This is a genomic window from Sphingobacterium kitahiroshimense, assembly GCF_025961315.1.
GTDB classification, from domain to species: domain Bacteria; phylum Bacteroidota; class Bacteroidia; order Sphingobacteriales; family Sphingobacteriaceae; genus Sphingobacterium; species Sphingobacterium anhuiense.
Genome location: NZ_JAOQNK010000001.1, coordinates 1228129 through 1244289, shown reverse-complemented (window position 1 = coordinate 1244289; position 16161 = coordinate 1228129). Strand labels below are relative to the sequence as shown.

At 39.6% G+C, this 16161-nt stretch carries 11 protein-coding genes; 2 read left to right on the top strand and 9 right to left on the bottom strand.

Features of this window, described 5'->3' with window-relative positions; genetic code table 11:
• Position 1: 1 nt before the first annotated feature.
• Together M2265_RS05610 and M2265_RS05605 are read right to left on the bottom strand one after the other, a co-directional pair.
• Positions 2–5422 (bottom strand): N-6 DNA methylase, encoded by a 5421-nt coding sequence (locus M2265_RS05610; protein ID WP_132773254.1) that lies wholly within the window; start codon positions 5420–5422, stop codon positions 2–4.
• The gene (locus M2265_RS05605; protein ID WP_132773256.1) at positions 5409–5846 is read right to left on the bottom strand and encodes a DUF1896 domain-containing protein; all 438 of its coding nucleotides are present in this window, start codon (positions 5844–5846) and stop codon (positions 5409–5411) included. Before M2265_RS05605 ends, M2265_RS05610 begins: the two co-directional genes overlap by 14 nt.
• A gap of 180 nt (positions 5847–6026) precedes the next feature.
• On the opposite strand from M2265_RS05605, the gene M2265_RS05600 reads away from it, so the two are divergent.
• Complete coding sequence (locus tag M2265_RS05600; protein ID WP_132773258.1) at positions 6027–7640, top strand: hypothetical protein; 1614 nt, start codon at positions 6027–6029, stop codon at positions 7638–7640.
• 33 nt (positions 7641–7673) lie between these two features.
• Here the strand turns inward: M2265_RS05600 and M2265_RS05595 are convergent, their stop codons facing one another.
• The 7 genes from M2265_RS05595 to M2265_RS05565 all read right to left on the bottom strand — a co-directional run bounded on the left by M2265_RS05595 (position 7674) and on the right by M2265_RS05565 (position 14550).
• A complete protein-coding gene (locus M2265_RS05595) occupies positions 7674–8555 on the bottom strand; it encodes an ORF6N domain-containing protein (RefSeq protein WP_132773259.1) in 882 nt (293 codons plus the stop codon).
• Positions 8555–10639 carry a type IA DNA topoisomerase gene (locus tag M2265_RS05590; RefSeq protein ID WP_132773261.1) on the bottom strand — a complete coding sequence of 695 codons (2085 nt, stop codon included), beginning with the start codon at positions 10637–10639 and terminating at the stop codon, positions 8555–8557. Before M2265_RS05590 ends, M2265_RS05595 begins: the two co-directional genes overlap by 1 nt.
• 3 nt (positions 10640–10642) lie before the next feature.
• Complete coding sequence (locus M2265_RS05585; protein ID WP_132773263.1) at positions 10643–12088, bottom strand: DUF3945 domain-containing protein; 1446 nt, start codon at positions 12086–12088, stop codon at positions 10643–10645.
• Between the two features lie 84 nt (positions 12089–12172).
• Complete coding sequence (locus M2265_RS05580; protein ID WP_132773264.1) at positions 12173–12481, bottom strand: helix-turn-helix domain-containing protein; 309 nt, start codon at positions 12479–12481, stop codon at positions 12173–12175.
• Positions 12482–12505: 24 nt separating this feature from the next.
• Complete coding sequence (locus M2265_RS05575) at positions 12506–12859, bottom strand: helix-turn-helix domain-containing protein (protein ID WP_132773266.1); 354 nt, start codon at positions 12857–12859, stop codon at positions 12506–12508.
• Between the two features lie 247 nt (positions 12860–13106).
• Positions 13107–13952: an RteC domain-containing protein gene (locus M2265_RS05570; protein WP_132773268.1), complete on the bottom strand. Its 846-nt coding sequence runs from the start codon at positions 13950–13952 to the stop codon at positions 13107–13109.
• Positions 13953–14340: 388 nt separating this feature from the next.
• The gene (locus M2265_RS05565) at positions 14341–14550 is read right to left on the bottom strand and encodes a hypothetical protein (protein WP_132773270.1); all 210 of its coding nucleotides are present in this window, start codon (positions 14548–14550) and stop codon (positions 14341–14343) included.
• A 679-nt stretch (positions 14551–15229) separates the two neighbouring features.
• Between M2265_RS05565 and M2265_RS05560 the strand changes: the two genes are divergently transcribed.
• Positions 15230–16147 (top strand): helix-turn-helix domain-containing protein, encoded by a 918-nt coding sequence (locus tag M2265_RS05560; RefSeq protein WP_132773272.1) that lies wholly within the window; start codon positions 15230–15232, stop codon positions 16145–16147.
• Positions 16148–16161 lie beyond the last annotated feature (14 nt).

The following is a 16161-nucleotide window of genomic DNA, read 5'->3' as shown; positions in this document are numbered from 1 at the left end:
TTTACAATACACCACGAGGTAAATGAATACCTTTTGTTTGTACAAAGGTTTCCGAAATACTTGGAGTTTCTTGCTGTTTTTCGGTCTGTTCAGCAGGTTCTTCTTTAGGCTCAGGCGTGATAGTGATAGATAACAGTATCTTCCGTTCTAGGCCAGCCAGTTCCGTTTTGAGTTCGCTTAATCGACTTTCTTTAGACCACGTACCGTTTACCACTTCCTGAAGAATTGGCAGGTCTTTTTGTATCTCCGCAATTTTCTTTTGCTCCTGCTCGATATAGCCGGGCAATTTCTCCAGTGCATTAAGGAAGTTCATAGCCGCCAGCTTTTCATCTTTGGCGATTAGACCGTTGTTGTAGGTATATTTGATATTGCCCTCTCCTTGTACCCAAAAACGGTTTACCTTTATATCCACGCCCTCTTTTTCAGACATTTCGGTTTTGACCAATAAGGTAAAACCGTACAGGCTTCCTATTTCTTCGTACTGACCTCCGGTACGGGCTTTGTCCGCAAGCTGGTTGAGCTTTGCACCGATTTGTTTCATATCCCCATTGGGTGGTAAACCGTCCAACTGCACAGAATTTGCGATTGTACCGTCTGAATGCTTTTGTAAGCGCCCTTGAAGATTTTCCCAATCAAGGCTCATTCGGTTAAAACGGGACTGCGCACCTTCCAGCAATTCCGTAAAGTCTTGCAGTTTGTATTTGGCGCTGAATTTAGAACGGTTGAACGCCTGTTTTTCGCTTTCCAGTCCGGCAATCTGTTTTTCTAACTTGGCTTTATCCAACAGGTCTGTATTCCCTGATAGGATAGCCACGTATTCCGAAAAGTTCATTCCCGATTTTTCGTCCATACTGCCCTCGTCAATCGTTCGTTTGCCGAGATTGTTATTTTTTAGTTGGTCTATAAATAGCTGTTTATTATAAAGCAGGTTAAACTTGTAACTATCCAATGATTTTTCAACAGCATAGATAATCACATCTACTTTGTTATCGGCAAAGAATTTGGCAATTTCATTACCTTTTCGGACAGCCCTACCGTCACGTTGGGCAAGGTCGCTTGGTCGCCACGGTGTATCGAGATGATGAACGCCAACGGCTCTTTTCTGTGCGTTTACCCCTGTACCCAACATACTTGTAGAACCAAACAGCACACGGATTTTACCCTCGTTCATTCCTTTGATAATTTCCTGACGTTTCTTATCATTTTTCGCCTCCTGAATAAAGCGGACTTCATTTGTAGGTATGCCGTGGTCTTCCACGAGCTTACGTTTGATTTCGGAGTACACATTCCATTCGCCCGGCTTGTAGGTTCCCAAATCGGAGAAAACGAACTGCGTTCCTTTCTGTGCGTTGTATTGGTTGTAATACTTGGCAATGTTTGCCGCACAATGCGAAGCCTTGTTATCGGGGTGGTCATCATACGCACCGCTTACCATTCGCATATCAAGCGACATCTTCCGGGCGTAATCTGTGGCGATAAGCATCTTTGCTTTTTCTTCCGATGGAGATAAAGGTGCTCTTCCGAGTAGTTCTCCTTTGCCTGTTTTTGCAAATTCCATCAGGCTTTTGATAAATTCTTCTTGGTCGGGAGTAGGTGGTATGTTATACAATACCTCGTTTTTATTAGGGCGGTCAATACCTATATCCTTTGCCGTTCGGTAATCCGTAATTTCGGAGTAGAACTGTGCAAGCTCCGGCACTTTGATAAAGTAGCGGAAACGTTCTTTTGCTACAATATTATTGGCAACCGAAAATTCATAATCGGTTGTTTTCCTTGCATAGATAGCCGCCCACGCATCAAAAGAATGGATGCCCTGTTTTTCCAATGCCCGTGGTCGCAGGTATTTGAACAGCAGATATAGTTCGGTAAGCGAATTACTGATAGTTGTACCTGACAAAAAGGTAGCTCCCATATCCGCATTTGTTCGTTCCTGAATGGTACGGATAGCAAACAGCAGGTTCAATGCCTTTTGGCTTCCGTCCACATTGCCTAATCCGGCTACCCTTGTATGCCTTGTGTTGAACATCAGGTTTTTGAATTGATGACTTTCATCCACGAACAAATGGTCAATGCCCATCATCTTAAAATCCACCACATCATCTTTGCGGTTTTCAATATCGTGTTGCAGGGTTTTGAGCTTCACTTCGAGATTTTCTTTCCGCTTAATTACTCCGGCAAGCATCCCTCTGGTAACTTCCTTGCCTTGCGATTGCAGTGCATCGAGGTTACGATCTACACTGTCTAATTCGATTTCGAGTATTTCCTTTTGTATTTCGGGCGATTGCGGTATCATTCCGAATTGGTCGTGCGTTAAGATGACAGCATCCCATTCGTTATTCTTAATATCCCCAAAAATCCGCAGGCGTTTTTGGGGAGTAAAATCTTCTTTGCCCGGAAACAGGATTTTTGCGTGAGGGTAAGCGGTACGATAAGCTTCGGCAATTTCGTGAACATTACTTTTCAGCCCAATAATCATCGGTTTGTGTGCCAATCCCAAACGCTTCATTTCCTGTGCTGCCGTACACATTACCAACGTTTTTCCTGCACCTACTTCATGGTCGCAGATAGCACCGTTGTTCAGCTTTATCATCCAAACCGTGTCCTTTTGGCTTGAATACAGGTCTTCAATGCCCAATGCCTTACGGTCTAATCCCGGAAAGTCCTGATGGCTTCCGTCATAGTTCGGTCGAACGAAGCAGTTAAACGTATCGTTGTATTGGTAGGTCAGCCTGTTTGTAAACTCATCGTTTTGGGCGTGAAGCCAATAGGTAAAGGCGGTGCGGATTTCATCAATTTTTGTATTCGCCATTTGTATGGCTTCCATATCCCGTACCTTGACCTCCTGGTCGTCAACCGTAATTTTTTTGGTAATATCAGGCGTGGTATTGACAAGGGCGTGTTTGAGCAGGGCAATCCCGTCAAACGTCCGGCTTTCAGCTTTGACAGCGTATTTTTCCCATATATGCAAATTCTTACGGTCGCACTTTACGGAAAAGTCATCGGAGCTTTCAGAGTAATGAACGAGTACATCTGTATCAAAAAGATGTGAAGCAAATCGGGCATAAATGCCTGTGGGTATCCAGCGTTCGCCCAAATTAAAATCTAGTTCCTCAAATTCGATACGTCTTGGTCGGGCTTCCTCCAAAACGATAAGGCTTGCTTTGGCTTCTCTGTCATCGGGATTGCGTTCGAGATACGCTTTGACCTCTTGGGCTTTCTCTACTACGTTCCCTGCAATCCAGCGTTCGGATATTTCGTATTCCTTTTGCAGAGGATTGTAGTAAATACGACCGTGCAATGCTTCTTTTAAAGCATCGTCCGTCATACCGCTGATTTCGGACATATAGTCCAAATCCACGCTTCCGTATTTGTTCAGCGAAGCCGCTAACGCTTCTTCGGGATTGTCCGTTGCTATTGTTAAGGTGGAGAAACTTACAGGACGGCTGAATATATCCGCTTTGTGTACCACGCCACCAACGACACGTTCCAAATAAGGGATTTCCTTACCGGAGCTATCCGTTTTGATGAGCTTGATATTATCGGCACTATTGAGGTTGCTGTACCGTTTGGTAAAGGCATCGTAAAGGAGGTTCAGGGTTTCCCGTTCTTCCTTGTATTCGGTCTGAAACTTTGCCTCTTTATTGTAAAGGTCTTGGTAAACATCACGTACAGCAATGTACGCTTCGGCTCTTGCTTTCTGTAAGGTCGGTAAATGCAAAGGGTGGAAAACTGCCGTACCGTCTGATGTATCTACATCTTGCAGATGACCGACCCAGCCGTTATCCACAACAAGACAATCGTTACGGTGGTACGATTGCAGTTCGCCACTATAAGGAGCAGGTTCGGGAATGACTGGCTTATCAGCTTGGCCATTCCCGTTTATTTGTGAAAACAGGTCGCCGATGGCTTCCTGTTTTTTGCCATTGGTAGATGTATTTCCATTGGTGGCTCTATTAGTAACAGTGGGCGTATAAGGTTGCTGCATCGCACTGCTGAACAGGTCAGGTTGGCGACCTATTGCACCTCTTCTTTTGTTGGTGCTTTGCCTTTTAGCTTGTGTCGTTCTTTTGGGTGGAGCAGCAACCATTACAGGCTCGTCCACATTTTCAAACAAGTCGAAAATGCTTAGTTGCTTTAATTCCTGCGGACTTTCCCGATTGATTATAGGAACAGATAAAGATTGTATTTCCGGTTGAATGGTTACAGGTTCGATAACCGGAGGTGTAACCGTTGGTTCAATCGGAATTTGTATTACAGGCTCATCGTTTCGTTCGCCTTTATATAAACTCAAATTCAGGTGCTTTCCAAAATCATCCGTAAGCATTTGTTTGAGGTCTTTGGCAATTCCGTTAACGCCGTCTTTATGAGTATAGATGAGTGCAGGTTGTCCGTAAGGGTCGGTATCTAATTTGCGGTCGGTATGCACAATTCTTGTGCTGTCCTGAAAGAGCGAATTGCCCGGAGTATTGTATTCTGTTTGCCTGCTTTGGCAAAACAGATCTTCCCTTTCGGTCAGACCTTGTTTTGCTGTGTTCTTTTGCAGGATAATCAAATCACTGCCAACTTCCGTACCTGCATAATCTGTAAACAAGTTGTTGGGCAGGCGAATAACTGAAACGAGATTGTTATCCTGCATCAACGCCCTGCGTATGGGTTCGTTCTTGGGACTATTGAGAATACCCTGCGAAGTAATGTAAGCCAACAAACCGCCCTCACGGAGCATATCAGCACCTTTTAGAAAGAAGTAATTGTGTATGCTTCGGGCAGCCTGCACTTTTGCCGTGTCTTTGCTTCGGGAATAAGAAAGGTCGAATACGGAAGTATCGCCAAAGGGAATATTACTGGCGATTATATCATAGCTATTTTGTTCTTTTTCGGGGATTTCCTCAAAACCACTTATACGGATATTGCTTTCGGGATAGAGCTGTTTCAAAATTTTGCCTGTCAGCAAATCCTTCTCATAAGCGGTAACGTTGGCTTTTTGGTTTTCCGAAAAGGATTGAATGAATGAGCCGATACCTGCGGAGGGTTCGAGGAGTTTATCAATGTTCAGACCGTTATCACGCAAGGTTGCGGAAATCGCATCTATGACCTGTGGCGGTGTATAAAAAGCCGTAAGTACAGAGCTTTTCATACTGTCCACATACCTGCGGTATTGCTTATCGTCTTCGGAATTTTCTTTGAGTAGTGTGTGGAGTTCCTGCGTGAGCGGAAACAGGTCGTGTTCAGTTTTTCTCCAATTATTGATGTCTATTTCATTTTCTATGGGGTTCAACACGAATTTAAGACCGCCAAATCCGCTGTATAGCATCATTAGCAGTCTTTCGCCTACGGTGGCTTGTCGTTTCTCCTTTTCCAGTTTAAAAGCAATTCGCAGGGCATCAATATTCAGTTGGAGATGTTGCTTCTTACTGAAGCCCATTTTCCTCTATCCATATTGCGATGGTTCCGGTTATTTCGGTATAGAGTAAATCAAACTCATAACCGTATGCGAAGTCATCGGTTAGTTCATAGCCGGAGAAAACAGGCTCACAAACAGGGAACATTTTTAGAGCAAAGGGTCGCAGTTCCTCGTCTGCCATTAGGGTATCAAACTCATTGCATACCACCTGAAACACGGTGTCGAATTTGGAGAAATGCAAGCCCTCAAAAAGTATGTAATTGGCTATTTCGTTGCATTGCTCAATAGCGTTTCCCGAACTAAAAGCCCCCTCGTAGGCATTGGCAGCCCACGAGGAACGCTGCTCAATAAATTTATGGTCGTTGGCTTTTTCGGGAAAGCTGGTGTTTAATAATTCTTGCAGTCGTAACCTGAAATACGATAGGTCTTTTTGTTGTGTATCCATACTATAATTTTGTTTAGAATTTTATTTGAAGCCTAAAATTATAGCAGTAGATAAGCCACTTTGCAGAAGTGGCAGGGTTTGGCTTTAAGAGGTAGGATTTGTCGTAAACATAATCGGCTAAGCAACGGAATACAGATTGGTTTTGATTAAATTTGACGATTAAACTATGTGAGGAAGAATATGACTAACAAGGATTTTGACAATAAGAAACCAAATAACATTGTAGAGTATGTAAACCTTGCAAATGATATATCAGACTACCGGAATAGGTTGAACGCAATAGACTTCCTTTCAAAGTATAAATGCTTTGAAAGCAAAAGGGAATTGTATCGTTTGATGAAAACGGATAGAATATTTGAAGTTAAGGAGCAAGCCTTTAGAGCCTTGCAAAATTTTGGCGAAGATGTTAGATTGACCAAAAAAAAGAAAGGAAAGCCAGTTAAAACTATAAATGATAAACTTTTGATTTTGCACAATTCATTTAATGGTGACCCTTATACATTAACAGATTTCAAGATAAAGTTTAAGGATTTATATCCCGACGTTTATGATATTTATAATTATGAAAAGAAATCAAGGTTTGACAGTTTTATAACAAGCTCCATTAAGACATTCGCAAAAAATAAAATAAAGCACAATTATTCCATAAATATACGTTTTGATGCTCCTGACATTTCAATTTCTCGGGAAGTATTTGGAATGGAGTATAAAGGAAGTTCAGATACAAATGACGAATTAGTGATTGAGAATGATACACTAACAATAAAGTGCAATAGAACTGCAAAAATCAATCTCATAAATATTGTTTTTTCAGAAAGCAGTTCAATTCATAATCAGATTATAAAATCTCTGATTTACTATTACATCCGAGTAAACCGCTTCGTTCCTATACAGCATATCTCTATTAACCGAATAAAGCAAACAGGAGAAGAAACAATGCTTGCCTTACCAACTTCAAAAATTGGTATAGAGCAAATATTGAACGATAAATTTTCAGGTATTGACATTTCAACTGCCAATATCAACGACATATTCAAGATTAATGATAAATCTAAAGCAATTCAGTATGCTTTAACCTATCTTATGAAATCTAAAATTACCAATGAAGAAAGTGAGCGGTTTGAAAAGTTATGGAAATCTTTTAATTCAATCTATTATTATTTTGGAAATGGTGCAAACGAAAATGAATGCCACCGATTAATGCGAAATTTCATAATTACTAATCCAACATTGTTTCCAAAATCACTGCATAGAGCAAGAAATATTACAGCTAAAGAACTTCGAGAAAAAGTTCGTTTCAATGAGCTACTAAGTAATGATTATGATACTAAAGAAAAGATAGTTTCCTTTATTGCATTTATCTTCAGGTATCAAAATAAGATTATTTGTAAAAATCTGCTTGATAATATCAGTTATTTTGAAGCTGATTTAAAAGATATTTTCAGTGTGGATAAGGTTGAAAATAAGTTTAATAAGTTCGACTATATCAAAGACCTTTATCACAATTATAAGTCCTCAACTGACAGCGAAATAATCTTTAAAAGGATTACTGGATATTTGGAGGACAAGGTTAAAAATCCTGTAACAAATACCGAATTAGAAATTACTGTCTTCATCTGTATTAAATACTGTTACTATTTACGGAATAAGATATTCCACGCAGAAAAGCAAGATTTAACTTTTAGGTTCGCTAAGAACAATTTGATTTTTGAATTAGAATGGGTAAACGAAATACTGGAAACCCTAATAGTTGAATTAATATCTGCTAATTTAAGTTGGACAAGAAGAAATTAGAATTTTAAATCCCTGTCAAAAACAGGGATTTAATTAAACTCTATTCAGTAATTGGAGCATTCTGCCCACCTCAATATCCATTCTCGAAAAGGCAAACCATTTTTTGCCCAGGTCTTTTAGTGATGCTCCGATATGGTAAAGTTCCACATCGTCAATAATCAAAAAGCGGTCGTGAGCATCGGAAAAAATCTTAATTTCAATCCGAGGATATTGGCTGTTGTACCGTTGTACATCCAGCCGTAGCTGATTACTGATGTTTTTGGTATAGATAGTGGCAGTTGCAGTATTATTCCGTTTACCCAATAAAGTCAATACCGTATCATCTACATAATTATCCAACAGGATAATGGAGGTTTTTGCATTTCGGATAATATCACATACAAAGGCGTAGGCATCAAAAATCTGTCCGTTGTAAAAGATACCTTTTTCGCTGTGGAGCTTGTCGCTTTCCAGTGCCTTAAAAATCTCTTCAAATCTTTGGTCGGCTTCTAATTGTTTCAATTCAATCTTATCCAAACGATGAAAAAGAGAGGCATTGCTGGCAAGCATTCTCCGCATTTCTACAAAGGCTTCCATAATTTCAACACTGACTTTAACCGCTATATTTGAACGGAGTATGGCAGAAGCCATTGCGACCCCTTGTTCGGTAAAAACATAGGGCAGATAACGTCTTCCGCCGTAGCTCAAACTTGAGGTTCCAATTTGGAACCTCAAGTTTTCAACTTCCTCTTCGGTCAGTTGAAAGCAAAAAGAAGCAGGAAACCGCTCAATATTTCTTTTTACGGCTTTGTTGAGGTTTTTTGTTTCCACTTGATATAAGGAAGCGAGGTCGCTATCCAACATCACTTGCTTGCCACGTATGGTATAAATCAGGTTCTTGATTTCCATTGTGCTAATGGTAGGCTTATTTTCCATTACTTTTTGTAGCTTTTATTTTTATCAAACTCAAAAGAGGTTGTACAATCCTCTATCAATACGATATACGCATCGAATTTCTTTCCTGCCTTGCTTTTCATCCCTTTGATAAGTGAAGTTTTCCTTTTATTAACAAGGTTTTCAATATCGGCTATGCCGATTTGTATGCCACATACATTGCGGAACTGCACCCAATTACAAACCTCATCAGGACACTTCACTATTTTATCACGGATAATGAGTTGCTGGCTTTTACATTTCGGGCAAACCAATTTAGGCAGGTTATTTTGAGCAATCGAAGTTTGCAACAATTCATTGGTAATAGATGAGGCGTAAGTTTCCATTTCTTTTTGAAATGCCCCTGCATCGGCTTCGTTGTTTTCGATTTTTTGCAAAGCCAATTCCCATTCGGCGGTCATTGCCACATCCGAAATTTTGCGGTCTTTGACCAATTCGTACACCTGCAACCCTTTTTCGGTAGGGATTAGGGATTTCTTTTCTCGTTGGATATAATTGCGGGTAAACAGGGTTTCAATAATCGCTGCTCTTGTGGCAGGCGTACCTATACCGATATTTTGCAACACTTTCCGTTCGTCTTCGTTTTCAATTTCCTTTCCTGCACTTTCCATAGCCGACAAAAGCCCGGCTTCGGTATAAAGTACAGGTGGTTTGGTTTTCTTTTCCAAAACGGAGGCTTCTTTTATTTTGAGTTCATCGCCTCTTTTCAGTTCGGGTAAATCCTGTACAGGTTCGGTATCATCATCGGAGAAACTGCCTTTAATGGAACGCCAACCTGCTTCAATTACCTTACAACCCTTTGCCATAAAATCATAATGCAATGCTTGTAAACCTACATCGGTTATCTCTTTGATGCAGGCTTGTGAAAGGGCTTCGAGCAATCGAAAGGCAACCATATCATAAACAGAGTTTTCCTTTGCGTTCAGGGCTGACGGGATTTTATCAGTAATCAATAATCCGTGGTGGTCGGTAACACGCAAATCGTTTACAATACGTTTATTGAACCGTCCCCATTTCAGTTTAGCTACGGCTTGCTTACAGGTTTCCCTGTCCTGCAATGCCCTCACGAGGTTGGGAATTTCTGCCCACATATCTTCAGGAATGTATTTGCTTCCGGTACGTGGGTATGTGATAAACTTTTTTTCGTAGAGGCTTTGAGCAATATTGAGCGTTTCTTCGGCAGAAAGATTGAGTTTTTTATTGGCTTCTTTTTGCAATCCAGTAAGGTCAAACAGCAAAGGCGGTTGCTCTGTAACACTTTTGGTTTCTACCGCTGTAACTGTTGCTGTTTCGGTTCGCTGAATGGATTTCAGCGTATCATCGGCAATTTTTTGGTCTTCCCATTTTGTTTTGGAAAGGCTTTTAAAATCTATCAACTCTTTAATGTGCAATAGCTGTATCTGCCAATATTTCTTTACCGAGAAATTTTTGTTTTCCAGATAACGTTTGCATATCAAAGCCAATGTAGGCGTTTGTACCCTGCCGAGTGAATAAATGCCATTACCTGCGACTATGCTCAATGCCTGTGTAGCATTGATGCCCACGAGCCAATCGGCACGGCTTCTGCCTTGTGCAGCTTGGTATAATCCGTCAAATTCTTTTCCGTCTTTAAGGTTATCAAAACCTTGTTTAATAGCTTTTTCAGTTAGTGAGCTTATCCAAAGGCGTTCAAAGGGCTTGTTACATTTCAGGTATTCATAAATGTACCTAAATATCAATTCCCCCTCACGACCTGCATCGGTGGCTACGATGATGCTGTTGCTACGGTTAAAAAGCTGTTCGATGACTTTCAGTTGCTTCAATGCTCCTGTATCAGCGGTATAGCCTTTGTCTTTTTTTACTTTTCGGACGGTCAGCAAAAACGGGTTTGGGAGTATTGGCAAAGCTGCTTTGTCAAATCCCGTAATCCCGTAATCTTCAGGCATTCCCAATCCGATTAAATGACCGAATGCCCACGTAACAAAATAGCCGTTACCTATCAGGTAGCCGTCCTTTTTATCGGATGCTCCCACAAGTCCGGCTATTTCCCTTGCTACGCTTGGTTTTTCTGCAATGATTGTTTTCATATTTTACATTTTTCTGCCTTTGGATTTTGCAGGTGTTTCGGATTGTTCCTGTTGTTCCTGCTGTTGTTTGTTTTTCGGTCTTTGCTGTCCCGACTTCAAAGGCTCGTTGATATTCTTGGTCGCCTCGTTGGTCTTGCCCTCCGAATTGACGGCAGTTTGTGTTTTATGGGCTTCGGCAGGTTTTGCCTGTGCCTTAACTTGGCTTGGAAAGGCAAAATCAGTTTTTCCGGTTTCCTTATTGAATGTGATATAACCTTGATACGGTTGCCCTTTCTTATCTTTCAATCCGTCAATGTAAACGGTTTGCCCGGCTTTGAAATCCTTGTGTTGCTCATCGGTCAGTTCTTTGCCCCTGAATGTTTTTGGAGCTTCCTGCGGTTGGCTTTGCTGATTGTTTTGGCTTTGCCTGTTGGAATTATTGCGGTCAAAAAGGAACTCTACATAACGCTTATCAGCATTGAACTGTACCGTTGCCGAGAACTCCGTTCCTTTCGTGGAAATCATACCGTCTAACTTTAGCGGTTTACCCTCCATTAAAGTTTGCTTTTGCTCATCGTTCAGTTTTACGCCTTTAATTTCATCAGGAATTTTTATGAAATCCGTCCGTAAGGCTATCACATCATTGGTTAGCCTGTCTATGCTGATAATGGACGGCATCAGTTCGCCCGTTTTGGAATTGGTCAGGTTAACCACACGCCCCATATTACCTGTTTCGAGCAGGTTTTTCTTGTCCTCATCCGTAAACTTGTGTCCGAAAAATTCAAAATGCAGGTTTGGTTCTTTTTTGATACCGTGTATTGCTACGATTACATTTCCGTCTTCCGCTTGCTGTAAAGACAATCGGGCATCTGTGCGAAGAACAGAACCTCCGAAATTTACGCCTATCGGCAAAAGTTCATTGGTTTTGTAACCTCGTAACAAAGGGTCAAGCAGGTTTCTTTTTTCAAGGTATTCCTTGCTTAATCCGAGATTGTTCATTGTCCCCCAATCAATCTGCTCCGGTTTGTAGCGGTATTCGCTGGCTTCCGGTGTTGTTTGTATTGTTGCCATATCTTTTTGATTTTCATGTTTGCTATCTTGTTTTGCTCCGGCTTTTATTTCGTGTTCTTTCATCACTTTTTCGCTTTCGGGTGTTGGCTTATCAACCTGCTTTTGCATTTTCTGTGCTTTTTCAACTGCGATAGGTGCAGGCACTTTGAAGAATGAAAAATTGGTAGGGTTCTTTAACTGGCTAAAAAAATTGGAGAAGAAGTTGGAAAAGAAATCGCCACTCTTGTCCACACGCATAAATTGGTTTTGGTTTTTCTTTGTGGGGTCAACGGTTTCCATTTTCCCGTTTTCGTCAATACTCTTTACTGCCTGGATTTTCATTTTTTCTTTATCCAGCACTAATAATATGTCCGATAGTTGTTCGGGCATTTCCTTTTTGTCTGTGGTTTCTTCACTCATAATCTAAAAATTTTGAAATTCACTGCCGAATGTAAAAGAAGCGTTCACTGCATTGCCTGAAGTGGCAGTCAAAGGCAGTGTTTGTCACTTATTGGCGTTCATCTTAATTGCGGGAGGGTTAAAGCTCTCTCTTATGAACTGATGCACATCGGACAGCTTGTAATACAATTTTCCGCTTATCGTATAATAGGGCAGTTTGCCGATAGAGCGATACCGTTGCAGGGAACGGTTGCTTATTTTCAGCATTTGGAGCAAATCCTGATTATCGAGCAGTTCCTCACCATCTATGCTATTACGTTTCTTTTGCAAATCGTCTATATTATCACCCAGCATATCAAGGCGACCCATTAGGCGTTCCATCCACGCCAAAAATTCCATTCTATCAATATTCATAGGAATACTTTTAAGGGTTCATACCTATTTTTTATCTGTCTTTAACCTTCTGCCTTTTTCGATATAGCTTTTGCCTTTTGCCATAAGCTCCTGTACAAATTCATCACTGCTCTGTATGGCATTTGCATTGAGCATATCTTTAATAGCCCCAATGGTGTAGAAATACTGACCATAGATTTTTGAATAAGCTATCTCGCCTTTGGTACGCATACGCCATAGCGTTTTCTCGCTAATGTGTAGATATTGACATACCTCGTGGTTATTAAGCCACAGGTCATCATAACTTTTATCTTCCTGTCTTTTCAGATAGTCGGCAATGGCATTGATACGGCTGTTGAGCTGTTGCCACGCTTCTTCTTCAATGGTTATTATTTTCATTGCACATCATTTAAAGTTCACTATGCAAAATTGTGAAAGGTGGCAGTGTTTGTCTGCCAATGCTTGCCAATTGGTTTGGCGGTTTTTTGAATTTTTTACAAATTGGTAAAACTCTTCTTTAATAAGGGTTTAGGATATTTTTGAATATTTTGTAATGAAGTTTAAGAGCATTTGCCAATTGGCATATATGGGCAAAGAAAAAGCAGTACATTTTGTGTACTGCTTTTAAATTAATGTATCGTATTAGCTAAAGGTCTTTATCCATATATTCTTCGAGGGATATTTTAAGCTGGTCTAAAAATGCAGTTCGGGAACCTGCCCTTGTTTTCATTCGGTGGAAAGAATGATGTATATCGTTTAAGGGAGTTCGGAATAGCACTTGAAAAATCAATGCTAATTTTCGGATGCCTATTTTTCCGTATGCAATGGAATTTGAAGCATACAGGGCGTATATCAGTTCGATAAGTGCATTTTGAGAATTTGTCCACGAAATATCCTTGTTTGCTTCTCCATTTAATAAAATTAAATCTGGATTTTCTTTGGGGCTGATTTTAGTAAGCATATAAATATAAAGTAATTCGTTCGCTATAATATAGGCTATCTTGTTATCATAATATGTTGAAAAACTAAGGTCAATTTCAAATACACCACTCTTTAATCCATCGTGGTAATTGATTTGTCCGAGCCTGAAATAAGTATGGTCACGGTCTGTCCTACCTGCACGATAATATCTGTAAAAATCCTCATTGCAAATACTTTCTTTATATTCTGATTTGAGGTTTTTTAATAGGTTCTCATAATAGCTTTGATGTATTTTACCATTGCTCACAGGGCAAGTTGTTTCAATGCGGAATACTTTGTTATAGTAGATGAGTTTCCCTAAAATTTGCGGTTTAATGTTCTTGAAAAAGTCAATCTCTTGCTGTTCGTCTGCAAAACTATCCTGCAATACTCTTGCTTTTATGATAGACAGCATTTCTTTCAGGAACAAGGTCATTTCAAAAGCCTCGTCCGCCGTTCGCATCATTTGAGAAGACAGTTTATCTTCCTGATGATGAATTTTGGTTATTATTTTATTCAACACGATTTCCATAGCATAGCCGTTTTAGAAGTTCTCACAATTTGTTTCGGAGTTGCATCTATTGTTGATATGCCAAAATTTGGGAATAATATTGAAACGATTATCACAGTTTCCCCCCTATGGGGAGATTTTATTGATATTGCAAGTAGAAAGGGAAAGACGAAAAAAGGGTAAAGCACACTTTGTTAATCTTTTCATTCGAAAAGCACAAAAATTCACTTTACGATTTTTAATCTATTCCATAAAAGCAATTTTTTTATATCGATTTTCATTTTCAAAAAAATCCTTTTTTTGCTTTACTTTTGAGGAGACAATCGTACTCATTTATTTAATTTCAAAGTTTATTATAATTAGTAAGAGGGAATTATTTTCTTAAGAAAATTTTTTATGATTGTAAAAGTTAAAAAAAATTGGTTTTGCCTTTACAATGTCCATTTGGTAATAATTCATCATCATACTTCCTGTTTATCGAGCGTTTTATCTTCCCTGAAAATTGCGGTGTATTTCTGGCTGGTATTTCCATCAGTTCCAAAAGTGCTTTTAGTTCATTTATCATTCCGTCCAATGAGAATATTGTATTGAGATAACTATAGTTAGCACATTTTTTCATTGGAATTATAAGATAGAAAGTCTTTTAGGGGTTGTTCAATGTGGTAACTGATTGCTTTATAAAGATTTTTCTAAATGATTATTTACGTTGGGCGGGCTGCTCCGTTTTAATCTCTTTGTTTCTCCTTATCTTTTTTCTCACCGGAACAAACCCACTGTAACAACAGACCGGAAATAATTAGTGCCTACCCACAGTATATAGTATAGATTGAAATTCTCGATTGCCAAATTATTGTATATCGGGAATTGTTGCCAAATGATTTTTAGAATTATAGAGAAACAGATTTTAATAAAGTTAAGCGGTTTCGTCGAAGCAACATTCTGCATTTGGTATATCAGCACGGAGCCAACTAAAGGATTTTGCTATAATGTCGTCTTTTCAGTTAAAACAAAATGCAATTCGGTTAAATTCAATGCTACTTTTTTTTAGACCTTTACAGTAGGGCATTTTTTATGCAAAGTGATCAGAATTTAGAAGTTTAGGGAAACCGAGGTGATAAAAATTGTAGAGTTTGAAGATCCTATTCCGCAGCTAGACGAAATTTAGTGTGTGTTCGAATTCATTGACCCTGGAAAAATAAATACTGTTACAAGCAAAATCAGATGTTGGAAAAAATCTACCGAAGCGCATTACAACAATAAATTATCTTCCTTGAGATGAGCAAAAAAGTTTAAAAACGATGATACGATATAAAACAATCAGTGAATGGTTTGAAGCTTGGCAAATGCCGAAGCCTGAGCATCCTCTTATTAGTGTATTTTATATAGATACTAGCAGGATAATACGTGGTGGCGATACTTTTAGCAGTTTTTGCGATTTTTATTGCATCGCGCTGAAGCGGGTTACCGGCGTTGAAAATCTCCAATTAAAATACGGGCAAAATTCATACGATTTTAATGAAGGGGTGATGTCTTTCGTGTCGCCTGGTCAAGTAACGACCATCAGCGTAGAGAAGGATATTGAAGTAAAACAATCGGGCTGGTATTTGGTTATACACCCTGATTTTTTATGGAACACGCCTTTAGCCAATAGCATAAAACGATATGACTTTTGGGATTATACAGTAAACGAATCGCTGTTTCTGTCCGAAAAAGAGGAAGATATCCTTATTCAAATCATTGAAAATGTACATCGCGAAACACACGCCAATATCGACAAATATAGCAAACAAATCATCCTATCGCTGTTAGAAAGCCTGCTTAATTACGCCGAACGTTTTTATAACCGTCAGTTTGTAACACGTGAAAAGGCTAATCATCAAATCCTTGATCGTCTGGAAAAGGTTTTGAACGATTATTTAAATAGTGGTCAAACTGCTGTAAAGGGAGTTCCCTCAGTAACAGAAATCGCAGCCCTGCTCAATATTTCCCCCAAATATTTAAGCGGTCTATTACGAATGCACACTGGACAAAACACCCAGTATTATATCCATGAAAAACTGATAGAAAAAGCCAAGGAAAGAATATCGACCAGCGACCTTTCCATTAGTGAAATTGCGTACGAATTAGGGTTTGAGCATTTGCAATCTTTCAGCAGGTTGTTTAAAGCGAAAACGAACCTTTCTCCCGTAGAGTTTAGGCAATCGTTCAAGAATTAGCAAAAGCACCGTAA

Bases quoted from the DNA above. Each gene is read 5' to 3' on its own strand.
- M2265_RS05610 (WP_132773254.1), bottom strand. From the start codon at position 5,422: ATGGGCTTCAGTAAGAAGCAACATCTCCAACTGAATATTGATGCCCTG.
- M2265_RS05605 (WP_132773256.1), bottom strand. From the start codon at position 5,846: ATGGATACACAACAAAAAGACCTATCGTATTTCAGGTTACGACTGCAA.
- M2265_RS05600 (WP_132773258.1), top strand. From the start codon at position 6,027: ATGACTAACAAGGATTTTGACAATAAGAAACCAAATAACATTGTAGAG.
- M2265_RS05595 (WP_132773259.1), bottom strand. From the start codon at position 8,555: ATGGAAAATAAGCCTACCATTAGCACAATGGAAATCAAGAACCTGATT.
- M2265_RS05590 (WP_132773261.1), bottom strand. From the start codon at position 10,639: ATGAAAACAATCATTGCAGAAAAACCAAGCGTAGCAAGGGAAATAGCC.
- M2265_RS05585 (WP_132773263.1), bottom strand. From the start codon at position 12,088: ATGAGTGAAGAAACCACAGACAAAAAGGAAATGCCCGAACAACTATCG.
- M2265_RS05580 (WP_132773264.1), bottom strand. From the start codon at position 12,481: ATGAATATTGATAGAATGGAATTTTTGGCGTGGATGGAACGCCTAATG.
- M2265_RS05575 (WP_132773266.1), bottom strand. From the start codon at position 12,859: ATGAAAATAATAACCATTGAAGAAGAAGCGTGGCAACAGCTCAACAGC.
- M2265_RS05570 (WP_132773268.1), bottom strand. From the start codon at position 13,952: ATGGAAATCGTGTTGAATAAAATAATAACCAAAATTCATCATCAGGAA.
- M2265_RS05565 (WP_132773270.1), bottom strand. From the start codon at position 14,550: ATGAAAAAATGTGCTAACTATAGTTATCTCAATACAATATTCTCATTG.
- M2265_RS05560 (WP_132773272.1), top strand. From the start codon at position 15,230: ATGATACGATATAAAACAATCAGTGAATGGTTTGAAGCTTGGCAAATG.